The organism is Serratia sp. AXJ-M (genome assembly GCF_046531865.1).
Taxonomy (GTDB): Bacteria; Pseudomonadota; Gammaproteobacteria; order Enterobacterales; family Enterobacteriaceae; genus Serratia; species Serratia liquefaciens.
In genome coordinates this window covers 3,205,757-3,231,632 of sequence record NZ_CP059394.1, presented here as the reverse complement: position 1 = coordinate 3,231,632, position 25,876 = coordinate 3,205,757, and the positions used below count along the sequence as shown (strand labels likewise).

The window sequence follows — 25,876 nt, the reverse complement described above, 5'->3', positions numbered from 1 at the left end:
GTAAAACGCCTGTCTGAGCGCTTTCAATGCCTGGTTGTTTTTATTTTGTTAAATTTCATTCTGGTGGAAACTGGACAATATGTGATACGTAATTAATCCTTGTGGTGTAAATTTATGAATTCCGGAGGAGCAAATGCAGCAGCTACACAGTTATCTTTCTGGCGCCTGGGTGTACGGCCAGGGCAAAGCCCGTGAAATCCACCATGCCGTCACCGGCCAACCGCTGTATCAGGTTTGTTCCGACGGTCTACCGCTGGCCGCCAGTCTGGAGTATGCGCGCAGCAAGGGCGGCAAGGCGCTGGCACAGATGACCTTCCAGCAGCGCGCACAAATGATGAAAGCGGTGGCTAAGCACCTGCTGGCCAACAAAGAAACGCTGTATGAGATTTCGTACCAGACCGGCGCGACTCGCAGTGACGGCTGGGTGGATATCGAAGGCGGTATCGCCACGCTGTTTGCCTATGCGGGGCTCGCAGGGCGCGAGCTGCCGGACGATACCCTGTGGCCGGAAGACGAACTGATCCCGCTGTCCAAACAGGCGCAGTTTGCCGCCCGACACGTGCTGACTTCACGCCCTGGCGTGGCGTTGCATATTAATGCTTTTAACTTTCCCTGCTGGGGGATGTTGGAAAAACTGGCGCCCACCTGGTTGGCCGGCATGCCGGCGATCATCAAACCGGCGACCGCCACGGCGCAGCTGACGCAGGCGATGGTCAGACTGATTATCGACAGCGGTCTGGTGCCAGAGGGCGCGTTGCAACTGGTATGCGGTGGCGTCGGCGATATGTTTGAACATCTGGATTATCAGGATGCGGTGACCTTTACCGGCTCGGCGCAGACCGGTCAGCAGCTGCGTGCGCACCCGCGCCTGTTGCAAAAGTCGATTGCTTTCACCATGGAGGCAGACTCGCTCAACTGCTGCGTGCTGGGCGAGGACGTTACGCCGCAGATGCCGGAGTTTGCGCTGTTTATCAAAGAAGTGTGCCGCGAGATGACCGCCAAGGCCGGGCAAAAATGTACCGCAATCCGGCGGATTATCGTGCCGGCGAAACGGGTGGCAGAGGTACAGCAGGCGCTGTTGCAGCGGCTGAGTGGCGTCACGGTGGGCGATCCTAAACTGGAACAGGTGCGGATGGGGGCCTTGGTCAGCCGCGAACAGCGCGACGATGTGCAACAGAAGGTGGATTACCTGCTGCATAACGGTTGCGAACCGTTGTGCGGCGCGAGAACGGATAACCTGGAGGTGAGCGGGGAAGGCGTGCAGCAGGGGGCTTTTTATCCGGCCACGCTGTTGTACTGTGCCGATCCCTTTAGCCATCAGGCGGTGCACGGCACAGAAGCATTCGGCCCGGTAGCGACGCTGATGCCCTATCAGCATACCGAACAGGCGATTGAGCTGGCGTTAATGGGCCAGGGGAGTCTGGCTGGCTCACTGGTGACCGCCGATGAGGCGCTGGCGACGCGCTTTATCCGCGCCACCGCCTGCGCGCATGGCCGAATGCTGATCCTGGATCAACAGGCGGCGGTGGAGTCCACCGGCCACGGTTCTCCGTTGCCGATGCTGGTGCACGGCGGGCCAGGGCGAGCCGGAGGCGGTGAAGAATTGGGGGGGCTACGCGCGGTAAAACACTATATGCAACGCACGGCCATTCAGGGCAGTCCGGCTATGCTGGCGGCAATCGGCCGTGAGTGGGTGCGCGGTGCGACGGTGATTGAAGAGCCGGTACATCCGTTCCGCAAATATTTCGAGCAACTGCGCCTTGGCGAAAGCCTGCTGACGGCGCGGCGTACCGTGACCGAGGCCGATATCGTCAATTTTGCCTGCCTGAGTGGCGACCACTTCTATGCCCATATGGACAAGATCGGCGCGGCCGAATCGCTGTTTGGCGAGCGGGTCGCGCACGGCTACTTTGTGGTTTCTGCTGCCGCCGGGCTGTTTGTTGATCCGGGCGTCGGACCGGTGATTGCCAACTACGGTATGGAAAACCTGCGCTTTATCGAGCCGGTGAAGATTGGCGATACCCTTCAGGTACGGCTGACCTGCAAAAAGAAAATCCGTAAGCCGCAGAAAACGGCGGAGGATCGTCCACACGGCGTGGTGGTATGGGATGTTCAGGTACTCAACCAACATCAGCAGGCGGTGGCGCTGTACAGTATCCTGACGTTGGTGGCGCGGCAGGAAGGGGACCTCGGTCCGACAAGCTAAAGGCCGGTGAGATGGTGCCATGGTAAGATGCACCATCTCCTGACACAGAGTTTGTGGCGACGATGATCCAACAACTCCAACTGAGCGGTTTTCGCTCTATACGTAATTTGCAGCTGCAATTGGGCCGTCTGAATGTGATCAGCGGCCCGAACGGTTGCGGAAAATCTAACCTGTATAAAGCGGTGCGATTGATCCACGAGGCCGCCTGTGGGCGGCTTTCTGCTGCGTTGGCTGAAGAGGGGGGCATTCAGAAGGCGATGTGGGCCGGCGGATTGCGACCGGGTGATCGCCGAGGCGATCCGAAACGGATGCTGTTGTCAGCCACCCTGGATGATTTCGACTATCAGCTGCAGCTAGGCTTCCCTGAGCCGACCGGCAGCCTGTTTCAACTCGACCCGCTGGTCAAAGAGGAGTCACTGTGGATCTCGGGCCACGGTCGTCGCCCCTCAACCCGGGTACTCGAAAGGCGCAACCAGAGTGCATTCCTGACGAATATCCAGGGCGATCGCGCCACTTATCCTGCCAGTCTCCATGCAGAGGAATCGGTATTTGGTCAGCTTGCCGATCCGCATCTGTATCCTGAAGTGTCCCAGGTACGAGAGAATCTGCGGCAGTGGCGTTTTTACCACGAGTTTGCCGTGTGGCCCGGTTCACCGTTGCGAGCGCCACAGGTGGGTATTCGCGCGCCGGTACTGGCGCATGACGGCAGTAATCTGGCGGCCGCTTTTGAAACCATCTGCGAGATCGGCAACGGCGAGTTGCTGCGCGACATTCTGGCGCAGGCGTTTCCCGACAGCGAATTTGAAATTCAGGCCCCTCAGGGACGCTTCCAGCTATTGATGCACCGTGCCGGCATTTTACGCCCCTTGGACAGTGCCGAACTTTCCGACGGCACGCTGCGTTTCCTCTGTTTGGCGGTAGCGATGCTCAGCCCGCGGCCGCCGGCATTTATGGCATTCAATGAACCTGAAAATAGTCTGCATCCGCAACTGTTGCCGGCATTGGCCATGCTGATCGCCGAAGCCAGCCGTTATAGCCAATTGTGGATCACCAGCCACTCACCGCAGCTTGCCGAACTGATTGGTCGCCATAGCGAGGTTACCCACTATCAACTGGCACAGCAGCAGGGTGAAACCCTGCTGGCGGAACCGGATTAGATCAAGGGCTGGTGTAGCAGGGTTTCCAGTACCTTGAGCGGTGATTGCTGTGGATTTTTCATTGCGGTGACGGGCAACAGGAAAGTTTGCTCCAGCATAAACTGACCCGCCATCGCCGCGTGTGGCGTCTGATCGGAGAAACAGATCCAACTGCTGCCCGGCGGCAAGTCGAGCGCCAGCTGCGGGCCCTGTTGCTGATAGTGCTGGTCGGCTTTCATGGCATCATGCAGTTGCAGCATCAGGTGGTCGTAATGACTGCGGCGCCGTTTGGTGATGCCGACCTTGTGCTGCAGCCAGCTGTTCAGCGGTGAATAGCGGCCCAGGCGCGGCATAAAGCGTTGCGCCAGTTGAGGAAAGGGTTCGCCGATGCGCCATTGGCGAAGTTCGCCATTGGGGTTGATGTTGGTGAAGATGCGCAGAATGCGCTCACCATAGTTCGGGCGCGACGGGAAGGCATCGACGTGCAGCCGGCTATCATCCTTGCGCCATGAGCTGGTCTTGCGCCAGGCCGCAACCGGATGCAGGCGCAGGGTGTTGACCGGCGAATGCAGGGCTTGTTGGTAGTGGGGGAGCAGGGTGGCAACCAGTTGCAGGCAGGTTTGATAATAGCGTGACAGCAACGTCTCGACCTGTGGCTGCTGCGCGGCTATTGCTACGCCGGATAATTTGCTCGTTTCTGGCCAGTAGCTGATGTTTTTACGTTTTGTATCGACCAACGCGGGATCCAGCAGCGCCATTTCACCGGCTAACATAGGAAACGCCAGTTCAGGCAAAAACACGATTTTACCTTGCTCGAGTGCCTCGACGGCAGAGGGGGAAAAGGGCACTGGGGCGCTATCCCACTGTTGCTGTGGCAACGTTATTAACACCTGTTCAGGCGTAAGATTATCCGCGCGCATAATATCTCCTTGCGATGGGGGGATACTTTAATTGTTTTTTATTTGAAAGGGATTTATAACCAGCGGGAATTATTGTTGAATTGAACTAGTTGATGCTAATGGCTGGATTAAATTATCCTAGCACTATTAAAATGCGCCCAAAAGTAAACAGATATTAAACGATGCGGCTAATGGCACGAATGGATAAAAATAGATTTAATGGGCATTAATTAATTTATCAGCGAAAGTAGATTAACGATTTAAATTAAATTTAGTTTTATGATCAGCGGGTTGATTTTGATTTTCCGAGCGAAAAAAAAACAAATTCAGGGGCCGCCTCCGGGGGAAGACGGCCCAATGGGTCAGGCGGGATAAATGCGGTTTTTCCCCTGGGCTTTGGCTTGATACAGGGCGCTGTCGGCCTGATTAATAAAGCCGATTGGCGTGTCGTTATACATATGCGGCACTTTGGCGAAGATGCCAATACTGATGGTGACAATACCGTGAGGGTTGCCCGTATGCGGTATTTTCAGCTCACGCACCGATTCAATCACCCGTTCGGCGAAAATCAGTGCGCCCTGAGTGTCGGTATCCGGCAGAATAATGGCCATTTCCTCACCGCCATAGCGGGCCATAATATCGTTGCTGCGGCACGCCAGCCCTTTCAACGTTTGTCCAATCTGTTGCAGACACTGATCGCCGGCTACGTGACCGTAGATGTCGTTATATTGTTTGAAACAGTCGATATCCAGCATCAGCAACGCCACGCTGCGGTAATTGCGCGAAGCGCGCATCAGTTCGTTCTTCATGGCGATATCAAACTGACGGCGGTTGGCCAGGCCGGTTAACCCGTCCAGCAACGCCAACTCTTCCAACGTTCGGTTGATGGTAGTGAGCTGATCGCGGGTGCGCATCAGTTCAGCTTCGGTGCGTACGCTGTGGTTAATCTGGCGCATCAGTACCAGACCCATCGCCAGTAAAATGATTAACAGTGTCGCGCCACCCAGGGCAAACACGCCAGTATCATTACGCCAGTCGGACAGCGCATCTTCCTTCGACAGTCCGGCAGCAATCACCAGCGGATAGCGATTAACCCGCGAATAACCGTAGATCCGTTCCACCTTGTCGTACCGCGAAGTGATGGTGGCATTGCCGAACTCAGAATGGGGTAGAATTTCGCGGAACAACACGCCTTCCGAAATATTTTTGCCAATCGCGGCAATGGAGTAGGGGCGGCGGTAGAGAATGGTGCCGTCCGCCAACAGCAGGTTGAGCGAGGCGTCACTGTTCAGTGCGAAGGTGTCGTAAAATTGGCGGAAATAATCGACATACAGCGTGGCCAGCACCACCCCATTAAAGCTGCCGTCCGGGTTGTTGATCCGGCGTGAGACCGGAATGATCAAATCACCGGTAGAGCGGCTGCGTACCACTTTGCCGATAAATATCGCGTTGCTGTTGTGGCTCAGGTGGAATTTGAAATACTCACGATCGGCATTGTTGGCATTTTGTATGAACCGGCCCGATGAGGTGACGATCCAATTCCCCTGAGCATCGTAAACAAACAGGCCATGCAACTGGGGCAGGTTGCCAACCTGCGTTTGCATCACTTTCTGTAGTCGCAGCTGTTGCGGTTGGCCCAGGCCGTCGGTCTGAATGCGTTCGGTCAGATCGGACAGCGTAGTGTCGGTCTGCATAAAGGTGTCATCGGCATGCTGTGCCAGAGAGCGGGCCAGGTTGGCCGATTCATTTTCGGCACTTTGCAAGTCGCGCTGGTGCGCATTCCAAATCTGCCAGCCGTTAAACAGAATCAGCGTGACGGCAACGATGACGACAAATACGCCGGCCTGAAAAAGTAACGGGGAATTTTTACCGTTGCGTGGCCGTTCGGCATCCTGCGGTTGCTGCTGTGTCATGTCACCCTTGTTATAAAGTCTTTAAATCGTGTTAAGAACAATCTTACATCTTATTCGTTAATCACGCCGACCACTACTCCCTTAACATCAAAAATGCATGAGCCACTCAAGCGGAGTGTTACAATTCGCCGCAAAACCGGCATAGAAAATACAGGGTTCACGCATATGTCTGACTACATCATTATTACTTTGCTGACGCTGGTGGTTTATTACCCGCTGACCTTGGGTGTGCTGGCGCTAATGATGATTTTTGCCTGGCGGCAGCGTAAATCGCCCTATTGGCGTTTGGGACTGGTGCTGTTGACGGTGCTGTTTGTGCTGTTCGCGATGGCGGCTTATGACTGGTATCACTACCGTTGATCTTGGCACCAGGGTATCCGCTGTCGGTGGCGGACACCCTGGCGGGATGACGGGTTATTCAACGTTAATCATCCAATTGACCCCGAACTGGTCGGTCAGCATGCCAAAACCCTTGGCCCAGAAGGTGGCCTGGTATGGCATGGTGACCTGGCCGCCCTGCGCCAGCTTCTCGAATAATGCTCGGCCTTGCTCCACGTCGCTCGGATCCAGCGACAGGGCAAATCCTTTATGCGAAGCTTCGCCGCCGTCCTGCGGACACCCATCGGAGGCCATCAGCGCCGTTTCGCCAATCAGTAAACGGGCATGCATGATGGACTCTGGATTGACGTCCTGAGGACCGCCTTGCTTGGCCTCCTCGGGCATATCTTTGTAGCGCATAATCATTTCGATTCTGGCGCCCAGCTGCTGCTGGTAGAAGTTGATCGCCTGTTCACAGTTACCGTTAAAAAAAAGATAGGGTTGAATCAACATGACATTGACCTCTGTTGTGGCCCGTCAGGCGTTTTGCATCCCACGGGCGAGGGACAATAGTTTCTGGTTGTGACTATTGCTGCCGGGAACTTACAAGTGTAGTGCGATTTACGCCGAATGCCCGGCGGGCGATCACGCTGTGGAAATTAACGGCCTGATCGTTGCTATTGACCGAAAAAGCGGGATGGTTCATCCCAATTTGGACAGATTATCTGAGCGGTCACAGTTTCTATACTCGTTGCAACCTTCACTAACGGAGTCACTGTAATGAGCAAGCAATCTTTGAATGGAAAAGTGGTGTTGATCGCCGGCGGCGCCAAGAACCTGGGTGGCCTGGTGGCGCGTGATTTGGCCGCCAACGGTGCGGCGGCCGTGGTGGTGCACTACAACAGCGATGCCACTCGTGCCGCCGCGGAGGAAACGTTGCGGGCGGTTAAGGCGGCAGGTGCCGAGGCGATTGCGGTGCAGGGCGATCTCACCCAGCCGGCTAACGTGGCGCTGCTGTTTGAGGAGGCCGTCAAGGCGTTTGGCAAGGTGGACATTGCCATCAATACCGCCGGTCTGGTGATTAAAAAACCGATTGCCGAAGTGACCGAAGCCGATTACGACAGCAGTTTCGACATCAATGCCAAAGCGGCATTTTTCTTTATCCAGCAGGCCGGTAAACATTTGGCCGATAACGGCCGAATTGTGACTATTGTCAGCTCGCTGTTGGCGGCCTATACGCCGTTTTATGCGGTCTATCCGGGCAGCAAGGCGCCGGTGGAGCACTTTACCCGCGCGGCTTCCAAGGAGTTTGGCGAACGCGGCATCAGCGTGAACGCCATTGGTCCGGGACCAATGGATACGCCGTTCTTCTATGGCCAGGAAAGCAAGGAGGCGGTGGCGTACCACAGCAGTGCCGCCGCGCTGAGCAAGTTCTCGAAAACCGGTCTGACCGATATCGAGGACATTGCGCCGATCGTTAAATTTTTGGTCACTGACGGCTGGTGGATCACCGGGCAGACGCTGTTCGCCAACGGTGGCTATACTACCCGTTAACCTTAATTCTGCTGCGGCCCGGGCCGCAGCCTGTTAATCAGGACGCACAGCCGGTGGATAAAATAGGGAGATTACGGGTTTTTATCCAGGTTGCTGAGGTGGGCAGTTTCATCCGCGCTTCGCAAATCTTGTTGATGCCAAAAACCACGGTTTCGGCGGCGATACAACAACTGGAACACGAAATGGGTGCCCGCCTGTTTCACCGCACCACTCGCCGGGTGCAATTGACCAGCGACGGTGAGCTGTTGCTCGAAAAAGCGCGCAGCCTGTTGTTCGACGTTCAAACACTGGAAGGCCTGTTTCATCGGCAAAACGGCCCGATCGACGGTCGTTTGACGGTCGATGTGCCCAGTCGTATAGCCCGGCGAATGATAGTGCCTGCGCTGCCGGACTTTTTTGTGCAGTACCCCGACATTCAACTGTTTCTCAGCGCCAGCGACCGTTCGATCGATTTGATCCAGGAAGGGATCGACTGCGTGGTGCGCGTCGGCAGTCTCAGCGACAGTAGCCTGGTCAGCCAGCCGCTGGGGCGATTAAGCATGATCAACTGCGCCAGCCCGGACTATTTGCAACGTTACGGCACGCCGGAGCATCCTGAGCAGTTGGCGGGGCATTGGGGTGTAGGCTACGCGCAGCCGACTTTGGCCGGGGCAGATACCTGGGTTTGGCAGCGGGGCGAGCAGCACATGGAAAAAATCTTGCGTAGCCGGGTCACGGTAAACAATGCGGAAAATTATATTGGGTGCTGTCTGGCAGGATTAGGGATGATTCAAATACCGCGCTTTGATGTTCAGCACTACCTGGAGGACGGGAGCTTATGCGAGGTTTTGCCGCAGGCCCGGCCACCGGCAATGGGCATTGCGTTGCTTTATCCTCACCGCCGCCAACGTTCGGCACGTTTAACCGCCTTTGCCGAGTGGTTCAGCCACCTTATCAAGCCCTTTTGCGAAAATTGAGGCCCGGTAGCCAATGGGATTTTTATTCAAACTGCTCGCTATTTGTCATTCGTTTTCAACTGATTAAATTTGCAGACAAAACAAGACACATTTAAAACCACTCGAAAAGTGACAAAGCGCGTGTAACATCACTGGAACAACAAGGCGGCAGAACCGTCCCAGGCGGCGGCCAGCGCATAGATTGCAGCCAGTATCAGCAGAAACGGTGTGTTGGTCATGGTCTGTCCCCCTGCAGCAATATTCACCTGTTGTTATAGCGCGGAGCAATGACAGTTTGATGAATGCGGTTGATTTTTGCACAGCTAAATTCAGACACACGGAAATGGGTAAACTGCTGATATTTGTCTATAGTAACAGTGTGAATATGCGTGTTTATCAAGATTCACCCTGCATCGCGCTGCCGTTAACGGTCAGCACAGGGCAACAGGATTGTGGTTGTGAAAGTATCGTCAGGGTTGGATCAGGCGCCGACGCGGGCCTGAAAACAGAGTTTCTTTGGGCAAAAAGTAATAGGGAGAGTAAAAATGGGCATCATTTCCTGGATCATTTTTGGGTTAATCGCCGGTATCTTGGCTAAATGGATTATGCCGGGCAAAGACGGCGGCGGCTTTATCGTGACCGTTATTCTGGGGATCATCGGTGCGGTTGTCGGCGGCTATATCAGTACCTTCTTCGGTATGGGCCGTGTTGATGGCTTCAACCTGGGCAGCTTTGTTGTCGCGGTCATCGGTGCCCTGGTGGTGCTTTTTGTCTACAGAAAGATCAGAAATTAATCAGTTGCTGATCAACAGGGTCGCTGCGGCGGCCCTTTTTCGTTAAATCACTGCGGTCGAGCGGCAGAGCCGACGATCGGAAGGGGAATACCATGGGTCTGTTTGATAGCGTATTGGGCAACATTCTGGGCGGTGCCAACGGTAAGGGCATTGATTACGTCGCCATTATGCAATGGGTTGAGCAGCAGGGTGGCCTGCAGGCGATTCTGGACAAGTTCCGCCAGGGTCAATTCGGCGATGTGGTCGGCTCGTGGCTGGGCAACGGTGAAAACCAGCAGATTAGCGGCGATCACGTGCAGCAAGCGCTGGGCAGCGATGCCATCAACCAACTGGCGGAAAAGCTGGGGATCGATCCGGCTCAGGCTTCAGCCACCATTGCACAGTTCCTGCCAACGGTCGCTGACGCGGCCTCGCCAAATGGCGAAGTGCAGTCGAACAGCAACGAACTGGGTGACATGGTCGGTAAACTGTTCAAATAATCTTTATGCCCCTGGCACCTTGTCGGGGGCTTTGTTCACCCTAATTCCCTCAATACTCCCCAACGCCGCCAGCAAATAATCTACCCAGGCCCGGACTTTACCGGGAATAAACCGCGCTGCGGGGTAAACCGCATGCAGCGCCATCGGCGGATAATGCCAGGCCGTTAACACCGGTACCAGGCTGCCGTTGGCCAGTTGCCGACCAATCAGCGGGCGCTGTGCTCCGCCAATACCCAATCCTGATTCGATGGCCGCCAGCAGCGAAAACGTATTGTTGGCGCGAAAGACCGGGCGCAGGTTCACTATCTCGGCACCCTGAGGGCCAAGTAAGGTCAGCGCATCGCCGTCGCTCAAGCCGCTATAGCGGATATGTGGATGTCTCGCCAGCTCTGCGGGAGTTTGCGGCTCGCCCTGGGCTGCCAGATAGGCCGGGGAAGCCACTAAAATACGCTGTAATTCCCCCAGCCGGCGCGCCACCGTGCCCGGCGTATTTATTTCGCCAAAGCGGATTGCCACGTCGATACCTTCACCGATCACGTCAGCCCGGCGATCGTCGAGCAACAGTTCGATATTCAATTCCGGATGCTGTTGCTGAAAAGCTATCGCCAGCGGCGTCAGGTGCTGTTGACCGAAGCCGGTCGGGGCATGGATGCGCAAGGGGCCCTGCAGCCGCAGATGCATGCCGTGCAGCGCTTCCTCTGCTTCACTCACCGCCGCCAGAATCGGTTTGATTTGCCGATAATAGCCGCCGCCAGCGTCGGTCAGCGTGACGGAGCGGGTGCTGCGAAACAGCAACTGCACGCCCAGTTGTTGTTCCAGACCGGTAATCTGCTGGCTGACCGCCGGCTGCGTCAGGCCCAAATCGCGGGCGGCTGCCGAGAGGCTGCCCAGTTCCGCGACCCGCATGAAAGTCTTCATGGCGTTCAGCTTGTCCATCAGCGCTCCAGTTATAGATTTTACTTATAAGTGTTAGTAACACTACGCCTCTACCGCAAGCTTTGCTAATCACTCACAGTGAGGGCCTCAAACAAAAGCGAGCGGGGTGACCTATGCAAAATGAAAAACTGGCGTTGGTAGTCGGGGCTAACGGCGTGATTGGCGGCAAGCTGATTGAAGAACTGGAACGGCAAGGTTGGCCGGTGGTTGGCCTGTCACGACGCGGGGGCGTCAATCGGCCGCAAGTGCGCTATGTGGCGGTCGATCTGTTGGATGCTCAGGCGACGCGCAATGCCTTGCGCCCGCTAACCGAGGTCAGCCATATTTTCTATGCCGCTTATCAGGATGCGCCGGACTGGGCGGGGCTGGTTCCACCGAATCTGGCGATGTTGGCCAATGTGGTGGAGGCGCTGGAGCCCGTAGCGCATGGGTTGGAGCACATCAGCCTGATGCAGGGCTATAAAGTTTACGGCGCGCATCTGGGGCCGTTCAAGACGCCGGCGCGGGAAAGCGATGCCGGGCACATGCCGCCGGAGTTTAATCTTGAGCAGCAGAGCTATCTTGAACGGCGTCAGCAGGGCAAAAATTGGCGCTGGAGCGCGATCCGGCCCAGCGTGGTGGGGGGCTTCTCGCTCGGCAATCCGATGAATCTGGCTCTGACTATCGCGGTCTATGCCTCCATCAGCAAGTCTCTGGGGTTGCCGCTGCGATTCCCCGGCAAGCCGGGGGCCTATCACAGCCTGCTGGAAATGACCGATGCGGGTCTGCTGGCGCGCGCCACGCTATGGGCTGCGACGGAACCGGCGGCGGCCAATCAGGCGTTTAATATCAACAATGGCGATCTGTTTCGCTGGAGTGAGATGTGGCCGAAAATTGCCGGCTACTTTGGCCTGGAAGTGGCGCCGCCGCTGCCTATGCCGCTGACGTCGGTGATGGCAGACAAAAGCGAGTTGTGGCAGGCGCTGGCGCAGCAGCATGGCCTGGCCGAAGCGGATTATCGCGCTGTGGCGAGCTGGCGTTTCGCCGACTTTGTTTTCTCGTGGGATTACGACATGTTTGCCGACGGCAGCAAGGCGCGCCGCTTTGGCTTTCATCAGTTTGTCGACACCGAAGCGATGCTGTTCGCACTGTTTGACGAATTCCGTCGTCGCAAGATTATTCCTTAAGCCCGCTGGCGGGGGATAGGTTTTTTATGGCAATCTTTGGCTGCCGCCAGATACGGCAGCCAAGAGGCCGTCATCCCGACAGGCCCAGGCCGATGAGAATGAGGAAATAAACGTGACAGGGATTACCGCCATACTGACGCTTTTGCTGGCGCTGGTGACTATTGCGCCGCTTTCAAAGCATGCAGCCTGGTGGATTCGGGTGTGGGATTTTCCCCGCCTGCAGATACTGGCGCTTTCGCTACTGGTGTTGTTGCTGAATCTGCTGTTTGTGCCGCTGTCGCCTTGGGTGTGGGGCATGATGGCGCTGAACCTGGCCTGTGTGGTTTACCAGGCGGCCTGGATTTACCCTTACACCCGGTTGAGCAAACCGCAGGTGCTGGATTTTACCGGCTATCAAAAAAAGCCGCGTATCCGCATTCTGGTGTCCAATGTGTTAACACCCAATCGCCAGGCGGATAAGCTGCTGGCGTTGGTGGCGACCGAGCGTCCGGACGTGCTGGTGGCGGTGGAAACCGACCGCTGGTGGGAACAGCAGCTCTCGGTACTGGAGCAGGATTATCCGTACACGTTGAAATGCCCGTTGGATAATCTGTATGGCATGCACGTTTATTCGCGGTTGAAACTCAGCGATGCGCAGATCCAATATCTGGTGGATGATCAGATCCCGTCGATGCACATGATGGTGCATTTGCCGCATGGGCCGCAGGTGCGCCTGCACTGCGTTCACCCGATGCCGCCGAGCCCGACTGAAAACGAGGAATCGGAAGACCGCGACGCCGAACTGGTGATGGTCGGGAAAAGTGCGGCCAAATCGGAGTTTCCGGTGATTGTGACCGGCGATCTGAATGACGTGGCTTGGTCGACCACCACCCGGTTGTTCCTTAAAGTCAGCGGTTTGTTGGATCCGCGCCGCGGTCGGGGCATGTTCAGCACCTTTCATGCCGGTTATCCGTTCCTGCGTTGGCCATTGGATCACGTGTTTCACAGCGATGATTTCGTGCTCGGTTCGCTGCGTCGGTTGACCAGCGTCGGTTCAGATCACTTCCCGATTATGGTGGAGTTGGTGTATTCGCCGCAGCAGGGGGCGCAGCAGGAAAGCCTGGAGAAAGACAGCGAAGATGAAGCGCTGGCGCAGGAAAAGTTAGACAGTACCGACTCAACGCCTGAAGACGTGCATACGCCAGGCAGATGAAACAGGCCCCGCAGCCTCGGCTGCGGGGCACAGATTAGAGGGTCAACATGATCTTGCCGATGTGCTGGCTCGACTCCATCAACGCATGGGCTTCGGCTGCTTGTTCCAGCGGGTAGGTTTTGAAGATCTGCGGTTTTAACGCACCGCGATCCAGCAATGGCCAAACCTTTTGCAGCAAATCGGCGGCAATACCCGCTTTGTCTTCAACGCTTCGCGAACGCAGCGTGGAACCGGTGTGGGTCAGACGTTTGAGCAGCAGCGGCATCAGGTTCAACTCCTTCACCACGCCATTCTGGGTGCCAATTTGCACAATGCGGCCATCCATCGCTGCCGCCTGGTAGTTTTTCGCCAGGTAGTCGCCGGCGATCAAATCGACAATCACGTCTGCCCCTTTGCCGTTAGTTGCGTGCCGGGTCTGCTCGACAAAATCCTCGTCGCGGTAGTTGATCGACACATCGGCACCCAAGGCCAGGCTGGCCTGACGCTTCTCTTCCGAGCCAACGGTGGTAATCACATGAGCACAGAAAGCTTTCGCCAGCAGGGTGGCGACGGTACCAATGCCGGAAGTGCCGCCGTGGATCAAAACGGTTTCGCCGGCTTTCAGGTTGCCGCGCTGGAACACATTGACCCACACGGTAAAGAAGGTTTCCGGAATGGCTGCTGCCTCGACCAGGCTAAATCCTTTGGGGACCGGCAGCGCATTGCTTTCATGCACCTTGCAGTATTCGGCATAGCCGCCACCGGCAATCAGGGCGCAGACGCTATCGCCAACGGCATAATTTTGCACACCAACGCCGGTGGCGACCACCACGCCAGCGATCTCCAGGCCCGGGATATCCGATGCGCCGGGAGGCGGTGCGTATTGGCCGCGGCGTTGCAACACGTCAGGGCGGTTAACCCCGGCGGCGGCGACCTTCACCAGGATCTCCCCTTGTTGCAGGGACGGCAGCGGCCGCTGTGCGACAACCAAAACTTCCGGTTCGCCGGGCTGGCTGATCTCAATGGCTTTCATGGTGCTGGGCAGTTGCGGGTTCGCAGACATGACGATTCTCCTCGGTTGGCATTCAGGCGCAGTGACCCATCTAGGTAACCAGCTGCAGTAATTGATGATTTATCTTACTGAAATGCTAAGGAGAGAGTGTAGCTCACAGGGCGATTTTTTCGGGGGAAGGGGGCGCCGCCGCAAGGGCGGCATAACATCAATCATTTGGCGGGATGCGAAAACCTTTTAGCGAGACGATAAAGTGTTCTTTACCTTTGGAAATCTTGGCACCTCTATCACACCACAGGCTGGCGAGCTGGAAAAAATCATCGCTGTCGATGTCATAGGCCAGTTCGATTTTTTTCGCCGTACCGTAGCGGATCAGCTTTTCGGCTTCCTGGTGGTTTGTTGCTTTAATCATGGTGGTCATAACGAAATCCTTGGTGTTGAGCCAGTGCGGATAATCGCCGACCATGATATGGCTATATTGTGACAATTTTGTGATAAAAAAATGACAGAGCGCAGTTGTGTGGCCTGAGGCACAGCGTCGATGCCGTACCCCGGCCACTTTTGGGTCAACGATCGTGCGGACGCAGCAAAGTACTTTTCTTCTGTGATTTAAAGTGTTTATACAGTGCGAAACCTGCGATGCCGGCTAACACTGCCAGCAAAGATAAATATTCAGTCGCCATCTGGCCAACCTCCGATAAAGCGTGGCTTGAGAGCGGCTATTTGTGACAGCTATCACGTTATGCCGCAATGAGACCATTCTGTAAGGGCGGAACGGACTGGTATTCAGACATAAAAAAAGCGCCTATAGGGAGGCGCATAAAAAATTGCAACACAGCTTGTTGTGTCCAGCACCAGGAGGAGTGGTGAACAGGTGGCCATTATATAAAGTGCGCGTTTGCGCAGATATAGGGATAACTCTTAAAGCGTGGTTACCATTGATAACCCATGTTCACGCTGTACTCGGGATCCTGATTGGTGGAATAGGGATCAGACTGGCGACGGCGGTCGGTTTTTTTCACCGGGCTGTTCAGCGATGAATACGGTTTGGTGCGCTTCTGGCTACATCCGGGGTGATCGCATTCCAGATCGACCCGAAAACCGGTTTTCTCTTCTGTTTCTGACCACACCACGGGCGCCTTGGCGGTTTTTTCCGCGGGGCCGAGCGCGGCTTTGGGCGCGGGCGCGGGTTTGATGCTGGGCTCAGGTGCCTTGTAGGAAAGATCCAGCGCCTGGGCTGGGGCGCTCAATATTAACAGCGTGGTGCAGCAAAATGCTGCCAGCGTATGCCCTCTAAGCATGGTCAATCTCCCTTTATAGTTACGCTGCGCAACTATAAAACAGTCAGACGAGAATTACTATCATTTGTGACCTCTGAGGGGCTGGTGCCAGAGTTGGCGGCGTTCAGGTTCAGGTCTAGTATATGAGCAACTTCCCGTTATAAGACATTGGACTATGACCACTGACACTGCGGCGCTCAGTTTACGCCAGCGCAGCTATCGGCTGCTGTTCGACAACCATTCGCGCATCGGCCGCAGGATGGAAACCTTTTGGGTCGCTACCGCGTTGCTGAGCGTGATTTTGTTGTTCCTCGAACCAGGGGGCAGTGCCCTTTACGCGCCCGGTCGGCAGGCCATTTATCTGTTCTTTTGGGCGGAGGTGGTTTTTACCTTCATTTTTACTCTCGAGTATCTGTTACGCCTGTGGAGTACGCCGCGTGAGCAGCACTATGCCCTGAGCTTTTTCGGCATGGTCGATTTGTTGACGGTACTGCCGCTGTACATCATCTGGTTGTTCCCGCATATGACGGTGGAATTTGTGATGCTGCTGCGTGTCCTGAGGGTATTGCGGGTATTGCGGGTATTGAAACTGCTGCGTTACATGAGCGAAATGGGCATGATTTGGCGCAGCATCAAGCTGGCGCGCCATAAGCTGGCAATGTTTTTTGGCTTTGTCGCCGTGGTGTTGTGCGTGTTTGGCGGTTTGATGTATGCGATAGAGGGCGGTAGCGGCGGGTTTACCAGCCTGGCGGCGTCTATCTATTGGGCAGTCGTCACGCTGACCACCGTAGGCTACGGCGATATCGTCCCCCATACTCCGCTGGGCCGATTATTGACCTCCGTCCTGATTCTGGTGGGCTATTCAATCATCGCGGTGCCGACCGGGATTCTCACGGCTTACATGTCGCAAGAACTGCAGCGCAGTCGTGAAAGGCGAAATTGTGAACAATGTCAACGAGGTGGCCATGAGACAGAGGCGATATTTTGCAAATATTGCGGCAGCCGATTACCCCCATTATCGGGTAAGCAGAGCCAGAAGTGACCAAAAAACAAGCGAAATGGGTTAAATCCTGTGCATTTGGCCCCGTTTCCACAGAGGGGCAAACAAAAAGAGTTGCTATTAAAGTCCCATCGTGAGTTAATGCTTCTCGGCCTGTGGTACAGACCTATTTATGCACGACATTTTGAGTAAAGTAGTTCAAATTTAAAGCGTTATCCTAGATAGCACTTCACTGACGAATTTCCTTTCTAGTGCCTCCATAAGTAACTGATGACCGGCTATATCTTGCCCATGGTGGCTTACATTTAATATTGAAGGAATTAGACATGTCTAACATGATCAAAGGTCAAGTGAAGTGGTTCAACGAGTCTAAAGGTTTTGGTTTCATCACTCCAGCAGACGGCAGCAAAGACGTGTTCGTACACTTCTCTGCTATCCAGGATCAAGGCTTCAAGACCCTGGCTGAAGGCCAGAACGTACAGTTCTCTATCGAGAACGGTGCTAAAGGTCCGTCAGCGGCTAACGTTACCGCTATCTAATCGGCTCTTCTGCTGATTAACAAAAACCCGCCAAGGCGGGTTTTTTTGTGCCTGTAATTTGGCGCAGGCAAAAAAAAAGCCCGCAAGTCTGCGGGCAAAAGTTCCTTGTTACTTCTTCATTTGCTGATACTTCTCTGGGGGGAAGCACCAGGAAACAGACTAACCGTTGTGCGCTTAAGATTCTGCGGACAAAACGTTAAGAAAGTGAAAAGCTGAGGGACTGGTGGACTGCTACGCTTTAGTGAGAACCGTACAGTCGAGAGGCGAATTCCCTGTCGGCGCAGTATTTTTCTCACCGCATTTTGTAATACACTGACATCAATGATAAATGATGGGGTACGGCATGAAAGTGAACGATCTGGTCACCGTAAAGACGGATGGCTTACAGCGGCGTGAAGGGGTGATCCTGGCGGTAGAAGAGTTTAATGAAGGGATTATGTATCTGGTCTCTTTGCCGGACTATCCTGCCGGTGTCTGGTTCTTCAACGAGATTGACAGCCGTGATGGCACCTTTGTTGAGCTTAGGCAGACGGAAACCAGGTCATAGTCTGATACCGAGCCAATACTTCTCTGGCGCATTAATTTAATCTGCAAAACTTCCGTGAGGGAATTATTCCGGAGGGGGAAGAATACTCGGTCTTTTAATGCGGGAATACCCGTCGCGGCCGAGAGTATCGTCGCGAACAGGTATTTAGGTTATTTAAATGCGTGGTATCCAGCAGGGCACGCTGAAAGACATTTAAAACCAACGTTTGCAGAGTAAGCAACAAACCTTTTACCTAGCGGCTATTGACGAATATTCCACTGGTTAAGGTGTCGGTTAAACGAACAACATGGTAAATAATCTGCTTGTTGTGCGTTTTAATTTTTCTTTTGATATTTCCCTTATGGGAAGAGACGGTTTTGGCCTTAATTTGCATCTGGTCGGAGATCTGGATAGTGCCCTGGCCTGACATCCACATGCGCAACATGTTTGACTCAGTTTGGCTAAGGGTAACCGGAGTCTGGTCAAACGAGGTTTTCTCGGTACGAGGCGCTTTTTTCTCCAGATAGTGACTAAGTAGTTGATTCATAGTCTCTGGTTTGATGGATTTTGACGAGATGATGACATTTTTACGAACATATAAATAATCGTCGAAATGTACGTTGGTGATGGCCATAAAGATGAAGAATAAGGTGTCAGGGTGCAGTGAAATCACCCCCTTTATACGTTCCGTCGCGTTAGCTTCGTGTATAAAGCAGTCTTCATTTATAAATACCAGGCTGGGTTTCAACTTGCTGCATTTTTCATGCAGGTCGTCGATATCATTGATGGCATTAATCTGGCGTTTTTTTACTCCGTGTGTTGTCAGGTAGTCTGTCAAACCTAATCTGGTATAGCTGCATGAATCCATAATGATCGTTGGCATATCTCACCCCCACTTAAATCCGTTTTACCGCGGTAACAAAAAGAAAAAGCCTGAAGCCTTAAAGGCAAATAAAAAGCACAAAAAATTCACGTAGAAGCAGTGTTCTATCAATAAACACGGCTGTACTCAACGATATTTTATTACTAAACTAATTAACACTGTGAATCTATAAGTTTAGCTTAAGTCAGAATAATCTGCTGGCGCAGGAATTGCTGTGAGGTAACGCCAATTTGGGCTTGAACCGCGTGCCTGCTGGTCTTTTTGTCATTGATTCAACCCATCATGTCACGAAACGAAATATTAGATTGCTAGGAAAATTCTTAAAAAAAATTCATGTGTTGTTTTTTTAACATTTTTTAGCCTATTTATTGAGCTTTAGAAATACACTCTGATTTGTATGGTTTTATTTTTAATAATATTATCATAGTGTTATGTGTTATTCTCTTGTTTTTGATAATGATAATTCTTCCATTTTTTATCACTTGCGATAATCAATAATCACATAGAGTTAACATTAACGCGTTTTTTTGTTAAGAAAAGTGACGATATAACAAGAGGTTGGTGTGATTATTCGTGCTATTTCAACCAATGTGAAAAATGTCAGTGAGTGATTAATTGGTTTTACTGAACTATTTTCTTTCGCAACAGGGCTGTAAATTATCAATTATTGATAAAGGTTTACGGCCGCATGGTGACGACCGTAATAATAGAGCGACCCACGCAGGAAACACCCTTGATTTTTCCCTATCAGCAAGGTTCTGGCAAACAATAACGCATCGATTCCAAGGCTAAATGAATATCGCTTTCCTGCGTCATCCAATTGACCAGGGCAGCGCGTATCCCTGGTTGTCCATGGTAGTAGGTAGGAGTACAGCGTACGATGCCATGCCGATCGAGGCGGGCGATAAAACGGTCGCGTGCTGCAACGGCATCGCCTTTATTGTCTTTCAGGGCAAAGCACACCACGTTTAAATTGACCGGCGCCAGCAGATGAAAGCCTTCGCTGGCCGCCAGCTCTGTGCCCAAAAGCTGCGCCAATTGGACATTTCGCTCCACCATATCCCGCATGCCGCTGTGGCCATAGGCTTTCAGCGCCATCCATAAAGGGAGTGCCCGGAAGCGCCGCGAGTTTTCAGGGGTCAGATGCAGATAGTTGTCCGGCCGTAACGTGGGGGCTTCCAGATAGGCCGAATGGTTTTGGAACACCTGCATCTGCAAGGCCAGATGACGGCTGAATTGAATGGCGCTGTCATAAGGGACGTTTAGCCACTTGTGAGCATCAACGGTGATGGAATCCGCCTGCTGCCAGCCAGCCAGGCGCGCTGCATAGCGCGGTGAACAGGCCGCCACGCCGCCAAAGGCCGCATCGACATGTAGCCAGAATGGATAACGTTCCCGCAGCGCCAATAACTGCTGCAGGTCGTCGAAGGCCACGGTATTCACCGTGCCGGCACTGGCCAGGACGAGAGTAGGTATGCCGACGCTGCTAGCCAGATGCCGTTCCAGCGCCGCCGGATCTATAGCTTCGGAGCCGGGAAGACAGTCGATAATTTTCAGCGCATCACGACCGATCCCCAGCATGCTGAGCGCTTTCACACTGCTGGCATGCGGATTCGCCGACAGCACCTGTACGGGGCCCAGGGCCGCAACCCCCTGTTCGGCGACGTCAATACCGCGTTGCTGGCCGAGCCATTGGCGACCGATGGCGATACCGACAAAGTTAGCCATGGTCGCCCCGCTGACAAAACTGCCATTGAAGGTTTCCGGCAGCCCCAGCAAGGTTTTTAGCTGGTCTACCGTCGCCAATTCAATCGCTGCGGCAACGGTATCCTGGCTCAATTGACTATTTTGGTCGATAGCGCTAACCAGCCAATCCGCCGCCAGTGCCGCCGGGGTTGCTCCACCGGTCACAAAGCCAAAGTAACGTGGCCCGGCGCTGGCGGAGATCCCCTCGGCATAACGCTGCCAGAAGTGGTCCAGTGCCGCGATCGCGCCCTTGCCACCTTCGGCCAGTTGGTCATCACCCGGCTGAAGTTGCTGTGCATCCAGGGGCGGGCAAACCGGGCGCTGTTTTATGCCGCCCAGAAACGTTTCGGCCAACTGACGGGTGTGATCGAGGATCTGTGGAAACTGGTCAAGGTCTTGCTGCAAACGTGGGTGCATCGATAACTCCAGACGTAAGGGGGTATAGTGACACCCTAAACCCTTTACTTTGGCGCGAAAATCGATGAAAAATACCCTTTTTGGATAGCAGGGCTAACCAATGTTCGATGAGCGTATTCCTTTACACTTTCTGCCGACCTTTGTAATTGCCGCCCGGCTAGAGAACCTGCGCGCGACCGCCCAGCAGGTGCACCTTACCCACGGTGCCGTCAGTCAGCAGATCCAGCAGCTTGAACAGGCGATGGGCTGTCCGTTGTTTGAACGGCAGGGGCGGGGGCTGCGTCTGAACGCTGCCGGGCGCGAGCTGTTGGCGGTGGCCGAACCAACGCTGGAAGCATTGCAACAGGGGATTGGCCGGGTCAGGCGCGTTGCGCAAAGTCAGGCTCTGCGTATCAGCGTCTTGCCTTCTTTCGCTCATTACTGGCTAATGCCGCGGTTGTCGTCTTTTCACGCGGCCTGCGCCGATATTACGTTGGATATCGATGCCTCGCTGGCGGTGCAGGATCTGACGCGCAAAGGTTTTGATGCGGCTATTCGTCTTGGCAATGGGCAATGGGCGGATATGCAGGCGCAACTTATTGCCAGGGGAGAGGTGGTGCCGGTCGCAACCCCTGCGTTGGCGCGCCAATGGCAGGCGGCCTTCGACGATGGTACGCCAGGCATGCCGCTGCTGGAGCATGATGTTACGCCATGGCGCAGTTGGTTTTTGGTGCATCAGCAGAGGGAGTATGGCAGGCCTCTGGCGTCGTTCAATGACGCTGGCTTGTTGATCCGCGCGGCCGAACAGGGATTTGGTATCGCGCTGGTGAAAAGACTTTTGGTGAGCGATGCGCTGACCGAGGGCCGACTGGTGGCGTTGGCTGCGGCTCGGCAACTTGAACCGGTTGATTTTTATCTGGTCTGGCCGCAAAACTCCGGGTTGACGCCGGCGGTTGAAGCCTTGTTACATTGGTTGCAGCGTCAATTGGCCTGAGTTCAGCGTCGTAGCCAGACCGGTTGCGAGCGGCCGAGCGGGGTGGCCGGCAGTACCCAAAGTAGCGCGGTGCCATTGAGCCATAACGCGGGGTTAAGACGTTGCGCCGGGCCCCAGCAGGTCAGTTCGGTTTCCGGGTTTTCATCTGCATCGACCGGCGGCGCCAGTGGTTTTCCCGGATGTTGTGGCGGGTACGGATGACGCAACAGCAGCTCTGCCGTTCGGGCCAGCGACAGCCGGGCGCTGTAGCCGGTGCCATTTTGCAGACGTTGGCGGATGCCCTGCAGCACCGCCGTGGCCATCAGGTAACCGGTGGCGTGGTCCAGCGCCTGTACCGGCAAGGGTACGGGGTGAGGGGCGCCTTTCCACGTCATGCCCGCCTCTGCCAGACCACAACTCATCTGTACCAGACTGTCGAAACCGCGCCGCCCGCGCCACGGGCCGCTCCAACCGTAGGCATTCAGGCAGACGTCGATCAATCCCGGAGATAAAGCCTGTCGTTGTTCCGCGCCATAACCCAGCTTTTCCAAGGCTCCGGCGCGATATCCGTGCACGATAACATCGGCGTTTTTCAGCAGCTGTTCAAAGGTATGGCGATCGTGGGCGTTGGTCAGGTTCAATCGTGCACTGCGTTTGCCGAGCATCACCTCATGCTCAACAGCGGGTTCGTCCCAGCCGTAGGGATCGATACGCAATACGTCCGCCCCTAAACCGGCGAGAAAACGGGTGGCTACCGGGCCGGCGATAATCCGCGTCAGATCCAGCACCCGTATGCCGTGCAGCGGCCTGGCGTTGGGCAGCGTCCAGACTGGCGTCGCAGCTTCCTGAAGTTGCGTCTGATGGATCAGCGGTTCCAGGGCAACGCTTTTACCCTGGGTATGCTGTCGCCACGCTTCGACAGAAAGCATTTGCGCCGCGCAGCCACCGGCCTCTATCACCGCCTGCTCCAGCTCGTTTTTTTTCCATGCCAGCACCTTTTGCGCCAACCCATTTTTATCCTGATGCGGACCGAGCACTTGCTCTACGGCTTTACGGTGATGCGGTGCATTGGTATGCAGGCGGATCCAACCGTCGCTGGTGGCATAATCGCCCGCCAACGCGTCCCAGGCCGCAGGCAATGACCAACCTAGCGGGCGTAGCGTCCAGCCGAACCATAAGGACGCCAACCGTCGATCGACAAACACCTGCGGTGCTGCGCTGCGATTCTGTTGCAGCAGTCTGGCGCCGGCCAGCCCGGCGGCGGCCCAGCAGGCGGTCGCCAATTCGCTGACCTGGAATGCGCTGCTCAGCACACCTTCACCGCTGACCGTCACCGAATCCGTCGAAAAGGCGTCGTGACCAAAGCTTTGCCCGATCTCTGCGAGCAGCGTTTGAGTAAGGCTATCCATTATCAACTCCAGCGGTGACGGTCAGGGGACTGAACCTAGCGTAGTTCACCCCGACCGGTGTTGCTATGGCGTAACGTTCAGGGTGCGACCGTCCGCCAGTTTGGCACGCAGACTCTGGGCGGCTATGCCGTCGAACGGCTGCTCGCCAAAATTGGCGGTCAGCGTGGTGCCGTCGCTGAAGATGGTTTGCTGCACCCACCCGGCTTTATCCAACCAGCGGAAATCGATCAGCGCTTTATCCCAAAGGGCCTGATGCAGCGGACGGAAGGCGGCGTCGGCCTGTTTGATCTGCGGCAGGCGCGCCTGCAACGTGGCACGGCTGAGATGGAACATCGGCGCGGTATTGTAGAGCTGGCTCAGCAGGCTGCGGGTGGTTTTGACATCGCTGAATTTCAGGTTGTCGTAGTTCCAGTGGTGGCTGCTGATCACCGCGTCGTGGAACACCGCCTGATACATGGGCAGGCGATAGCGCGGATCGAATTCCACCGTGCGGTAGGGTTCCTTTACCTTGGCCGGGCTGAAGAAGAAGGCCGGTTGGGCATTGGGCCACCAGGCACCCAGGTAATAAGGGGAGGACTTATCGTGATTCATCTGCTTATCGCCCCAGCCAAATCCCCAGGTTTCCATACCGTGGGCAAACATGATGTGGCGTGCGGTCACCGCATTGCCATCTTCGGAGCCGAGCGGCAGGCGAAGGGTGTTGCTGAACCAGGCCAGCCGCGCATTGCGAGCCTGCGCCATTTGCTCGGCACCGGTCGGGTGGTTGGGCTGATAATCGTCAGAGACCATCCCGGTGCCGTCAACGTCAAGGAACAGACTGTTCAGCCCGGCCAGTCGCACCAGTTCGGTCATCCGCTGTTGAGAGTAAGGCAGTACGCAGCCTGGATTCAGGTAGTAGCCTTGTTTGCCGAAGCCGGGTTTCTTACTGCCGTCGGCACGCACGATGGCGCACTTTTCTCGCAGGGACGTCGGCAGTTGGGCGGTTAACCAGCTGTCATTGACCCCACGTGGAATGGCGGTGTCGTAAGAATCGTAGCTGGCGATCAGGTATCCCGCCTTTTTGGCGCTTTTTACCGCGTGCGGGTGCAGAAACTCGGCGGTCCAGTTGTCGGTACCCAACCACAGCCGAGGCAGGCCGGCCTGCTGCAGCGACTCGACCAGGGGGCTAGCCAGCCCCTGTCCCCAGCTCTCCGGCGCAGTCAGATAGGGCCCGAGTTGCCGTTGCGCCAATGCCCGGATATCCGCGGCCTGTTGGCGTTGCGCCGATAAGAAGTCGGCGTCATCCGGCGTCGCCTTGAGCGGTGTCAGTGTCACCAGCGCCTGATTAAGGGCATCAATCAGCGCTTGCTGTTGCCAGCCCTGCGGCGTTTTTCCCGCCAGCGTGCGCACGGTTTTTTGGCTATCGGCATCCATTTTCCGCCGCAGAACTTCACCCTTGGGGGTGATAAGCCAGGCCAACAAACCCGGCCAATCTTTCACGTCGTTCGCCGCCAGCAGTTTGTCGCCCCACAGATAAATGTGCGTAGCGCCAATCAGCTTTTCGCCTTCCGGCGCGATGCGGATTTTATCTCGCAGGCTGCTGAACTGACCGCTTTGTTGCAGGTATTCACGGTAACGGCGCGCGCCGGACAGCGGCGAGTCTCCCACGTGCAGCAGCACCTCGAAAGCCTGCTGCTGATTAAAGCGGTTGAACTCATGACTACTGCGCATGGCAAGTTCCTTTCCTGCGCTGGCGAAGGTTACCTGGTTGCTGAATGGGGTTAGCAGCAACCAACTGTAGACCTTGCCTTGCTGTTGCTGGCTCCACAGCGGCAGTTTCAGATCCCAGTTGGTATCCAGCGGCGTCATTTCCTTGACCAGATAATTCCGCCAGACGGGATTGTCCAGCGGGATGCGGCTCCCTTCGCCAATCGGCAGCAGCAGGGTCGTTGCCTGCGACGGCAGCCTGAACCAGTTCAGGGTTTGTGCCCGCTTGCTGCTGAAACTCAAACGCAGATCGGCACCCTCCAATCTGGCGGTAACCTGCATGGCGCTGTTGGGCCATTGCCAGCTTGCCTGCGTCGATGTGCTTTGCAGTTCAGTCACGGTTTGCCCAGCCAGTGCCTGGTTAACCTGGTTTTTTCCCGCGACGATTTGCAGCGTGGCAGGATCGATATCGAAACGCGTTTCGCCCTGTTGCAAGAGCAGGGCCTGAGCGGGAAAACCGGCAAGCAGGGCGAGGCTGATGGAAAGGCGAAGCAGGTTCATTGAATGCGTGTCCTTGAGGATGATTGTCCTGTTGAAGCTCAAGCTTATCGGTAATTAGCCAATTGCCCAATGCCAATAAGTTATAATCGTGTGACTCATCAAATATTGGGGTTATTGAGTTTAATTTCCGTTTAATAAATTCGCCTTTACATCGCCACTCTGCGTCACTATACTCAGCCAAAATTTCAAAGAGGAAACACAATTGGACAGTTTTAGTTGCAGTGATATAAATAAGGCAAGCTGACCAATCCTCTTCTGATTTGTTGCTTGCCGAAAACGGCGGGCAGCACCCCTCTCTGGTTATTCCGAGCTGTGCAAACCCGAATCTGACTGTTGTTCCTGAGGCCAAATGGCATCG

Annotated in this window: 24 protein-coding genes; 13 read left to right on the top strand and 11 right to left on the bottom strand. The window is 55.1% G+C overall.

The features are described 5' to 3' along the window. Positions 1 to 133 precede the first annotated feature (133 nt). Both paaZ and H0S68_RS15160 read left to right on the top strand, forming a co-directional pair. Complete coding sequence (gene paaZ / locus H0S68_RS15165; RefSeq protein WP_020827594.1) at positions 134 to 2,206, top strand: phenylacetic acid degradation bifunctional protein PaaZ; 2,073 nt, start codon at positions 134 to 136, stop codon at positions 2,204 to 2,206. 62 nt (positions 2,207 to 2,268) lie between these two features. Then, a complete protein-coding gene (locus H0S68_RS15160) occupies positions 2,269 to 3,363 on the top strand; it encodes an AAA family ATPase (RefSeq protein WP_115058558.1) in 1,095 nt (364 codons plus the stop codon). Here the strand turns inward: H0S68_RS15160 and H0S68_RS15155 are convergent. After that, the gene (locus tag H0S68_RS15155; RefSeq protein WP_046373210.1) at positions 3,360 to 4,262 is read right to left on the bottom strand and encodes a Kdo hydroxylase family protein; all 903 of its coding nucleotides are present in this window, start codon (positions 4,260 to 4,262) and stop codon (positions 3,360 to 3,362) included. The two genes, H0S68_RS15160 and H0S68_RS15155, sit on opposite strands and share 4 nt — an antisense overlap. Before the next feature lie 341 nt (positions 4,263 to 4,603). After that, positions 4,604 to 6,154 carry a GGDEF domain-containing protein gene (locus H0S68_RS15150; protein ID WP_020827591.1) on the bottom strand — a complete coding sequence of 517 codons (1,551 nt, stop codon included), beginning with the start codon at positions 6,152 to 6,154 and terminating at the stop codon, positions 4,604 to 4,606. Between the two features lie 165 nt (positions 6,155 to 6,319). On the opposite strand from H0S68_RS15150, the gene H0S68_RS15145 reads away from it, so the two are divergent. Beyond that, complete coding sequence (locus H0S68_RS15145) at positions 6,320 to 6,514, top strand: hypothetical protein (RefSeq protein ID WP_020827590.1); 195 nt, start codon at positions 6,320 to 6,322, stop codon at positions 6,512 to 6,514. Positions 6,515 to 6,568: 54 nt separating this feature from the next. Here H0S68_RS15145 and yjdN read toward each other — a convergent pair whose 3' ends face one another. Further along, positions 6,569 to 6,985, bottom strand: coding sequence for a VOC family metalloprotein YjdN (gene yjdN, locus H0S68_RS15140; protein WP_020827589.1), 417 nt, complete (start codon positions 6,983 to 6,985; stop codon positions 6,569 to 6,571). Positions 6,986 to 7,252: 267 nt separating this feature from the next. On the opposite strand from yjdN, the gene H0S68_RS15135 reads away from it, so the two are divergent. From H0S68_RS15135 to H0S68_RS15120, 4 genes are all read left to right on the top strand, one after another. Continuing rightward, a complete protein-coding gene (locus H0S68_RS15135) occupies positions 7,253 to 8,026 on the top strand; it encodes an SDR family oxidoreductase (RefSeq protein WP_410528811.1) in 774 nt (257 codons plus the stop codon). A 53-nt stretch (positions 8,027 to 8,079) separates the two neighbouring features. Then, complete coding sequence (locus tag H0S68_RS15130) at positions 8,080 to 8,982, top strand: LysR family transcriptional regulator (RefSeq protein WP_410528810.1); 903 nt, start codon at positions 8,080 to 8,082, stop codon at positions 8,980 to 8,982. A 524-nt stretch (positions 8,983 to 9,506) separates the two neighbouring features. Next, the gene (locus tag H0S68_RS15125) at positions 9,507 to 9,755 is read left to right on the top strand and encodes a GlsB/YeaQ/YmgE family stress response membrane protein (RefSeq protein ID WP_017893301.1); all 249 of its coding nucleotides are present in this window, start codon (positions 9,507 to 9,509) and stop codon (positions 9,753 to 9,755) included. A gap of 92 nt (positions 9,756 to 9,847) precedes the next feature. Then, the gene (locus tag H0S68_RS15120; RefSeq protein WP_020827585.1) at positions 9,848 to 10,234 is read left to right on the top strand and encodes a YidB family protein; all 387 of its coding nucleotides are present in this window, start codon (positions 9,848 to 9,850) and stop codon (positions 10,232 to 10,234) included. A gap of 3 nt (positions 10,235 to 10,237) precedes the next feature. On the opposite strand, the gene H0S68_RS15115 is transcribed toward H0S68_RS15120, so the two are convergent. Next, a complete protein-coding gene (locus H0S68_RS15115) occupies positions 10,238 to 11,170 on the bottom strand; it encodes a LysR family transcriptional regulator (RefSeq protein WP_046373212.1) in 933 nt (310 codons plus the stop codon). A gap of 113 nt (positions 11,171 to 11,283) precedes the next feature. Here H0S68_RS15115 and H0S68_RS15110 point away from each other — a divergent pair, with 113 nt between their 5' ends. Beyond that, the gene (locus H0S68_RS15110) at positions 11,284 to 12,336 is read left to right on the top strand and encodes an SDR family oxidoreductase (RefSeq protein WP_410528809.1); all 1,053 of its coding nucleotides are present in this window, start codon (positions 11,284 to 11,286) and stop codon (positions 12,334 to 12,336) included. 112 nt (positions 12,337 to 12,448) lie between these two features. Then, the gene (locus tag H0S68_RS15105; protein ID WP_142815017.1) at positions 12,449 to 13,528 is read left to right on the top strand and encodes an endonuclease/exonuclease/phosphatase family protein; all 1,080 of its coding nucleotides are present in this window, start codon (positions 12,449 to 12,451) and stop codon (positions 13,526 to 13,528) included. Positions 13,529 to 13,562: 34 nt separating this feature from the next. Here H0S68_RS15105 and H0S68_RS15100 read toward each other — a convergent pair whose 3' ends face one another. The 3 genes from H0S68_RS15100 to H0S68_RS15090 all read right to left on the bottom strand — a co-directional run bounded on the left by H0S68_RS15100 (position 13,563) and on the right by H0S68_RS15090 (position 15,820). Beyond that, positions 13,563 to 14,570 (bottom strand): NAD(P)H-quinone oxidoreductase, encoded by a 1,008-nt coding sequence (locus H0S68_RS15100; RefSeq protein WP_048760352.1) that lies wholly within the window; start codon positions 14,568 to 14,570, stop codon positions 13,563 to 13,565. Positions 14,571 to 14,727: 157 nt separating this feature from the next. Continuing rightward, the gene (locus H0S68_RS15095) at positions 14,728 to 14,940 is read right to left on the bottom strand and encodes a hypothetical protein (protein WP_041415483.1); all 213 of its coding nucleotides are present in this window, start codon (positions 14,938 to 14,940) and stop codon (positions 14,728 to 14,730) included. Positions 14,941 to 15,451: 511 nt separating this feature from the next. Next, on the bottom strand, positions 15,452 to 15,820 hold the full coding sequence (locus H0S68_RS15090) for a hypothetical protein (RefSeq protein WP_122079736.1): 369 nt from the start codon (positions 15,818 to 15,820) through the stop codon (positions 15,452 to 15,454). A 154-nt stretch (positions 15,821 to 15,974) separates the two neighbouring features. Here H0S68_RS15090 and H0S68_RS15085 point away from each other — a divergent pair, with 154 nt between their 5' ends. From H0S68_RS15085 to dsrB, 3 genes are all read left to right on the top strand, one after another. Next, complete coding sequence (locus H0S68_RS15085) at positions 15,975 to 16,841, top strand: ion transporter (protein WP_122079735.1); 867 nt, start codon at positions 15,975 to 15,977, stop codon at positions 16,839 to 16,841. Positions 16,842 to 17,125: 284 nt separating this feature from the next. Then, positions 17,126 to 17,338, top strand: a complete 213-nt coding sequence (gene cspE, locus H0S68_RS15080; protein WP_004946278.1) for a transcription antiterminator/RNA stability regulator CspE — start codon at positions 17,126 to 17,128, stop codon at positions 17,336 to 17,338. Between the two features lie 343 nt (positions 17,339 to 17,681). Then, the gene (gene dsrB, locus H0S68_RS15075) at positions 17,682 to 17,885 is read left to right on the top strand and encodes a protein DsrB (protein WP_410528808.1); all 204 of its coding nucleotides are present in this window, start codon (positions 17,682 to 17,684) and stop codon (positions 17,883 to 17,885) included. Between the two features lie 232 nt (positions 17,886 to 18,117). Here the strand turns inward: dsrB and rcsA are convergent, their stop codons facing one another. Together rcsA and H0S68_RS15065 are read right to left on the bottom strand one after the other, a co-directional pair. Then, entirely contained in the window at positions 18,118 to 18,747 is a 630-nt protein-coding gene (rcsA, locus tag H0S68_RS15070; RefSeq protein WP_122079734.1) for a transcriptional regulator RcsA, read from the bottom strand. A gap of 747 nt (positions 18,748 to 19,494) precedes the next feature. Further along, positions 19,495 to 20,910 (bottom strand): pyridoxal phosphate-dependent decarboxylase family protein, encoded by a 1,416-nt coding sequence (locus H0S68_RS15065; RefSeq protein WP_128865355.1) that lies wholly within the window; start codon positions 20,908 to 20,910, stop codon positions 19,495 to 19,497. A gap of 100 nt (positions 20,911 to 21,010) precedes the next feature. On the opposite strand from H0S68_RS15065, the gene H0S68_RS15060 reads away from it, so the two are divergent. After that, positions 21,011 to 21,883: a LysR substrate-binding domain-containing protein gene (locus tag H0S68_RS15060; protein WP_116690240.1), complete on the top strand. Its 873-nt coding sequence runs from the start codon at positions 21,011 to 21,013 to the stop codon at positions 21,881 to 21,883. A gap of 2 nt (positions 21,884 to 21,885) precedes the next feature. On the opposite strand, the gene H0S68_RS15055 is transcribed toward H0S68_RS15060, so the two are convergent. After that, positions 21,886 to 23,271, bottom strand: a complete 1,386-nt coding sequence (locus H0S68_RS15055; RefSeq protein ID WP_410528807.1) for a CoA transferase — start codon at positions 23,269 to 23,271, stop codon at positions 21,886 to 21,888. 63 nt (positions 23,272 to 23,334) lie between these two features. Next, a complete protein-coding gene (locus H0S68_RS15050; protein WP_410528806.1) occupies positions 23,335 to 25,518 on the bottom strand; it encodes a glycoside hydrolase in 2,184 nt (727 codons plus the stop codon). Positions 25,519 to 25,876: the final 358 nt, after the last annotated feature.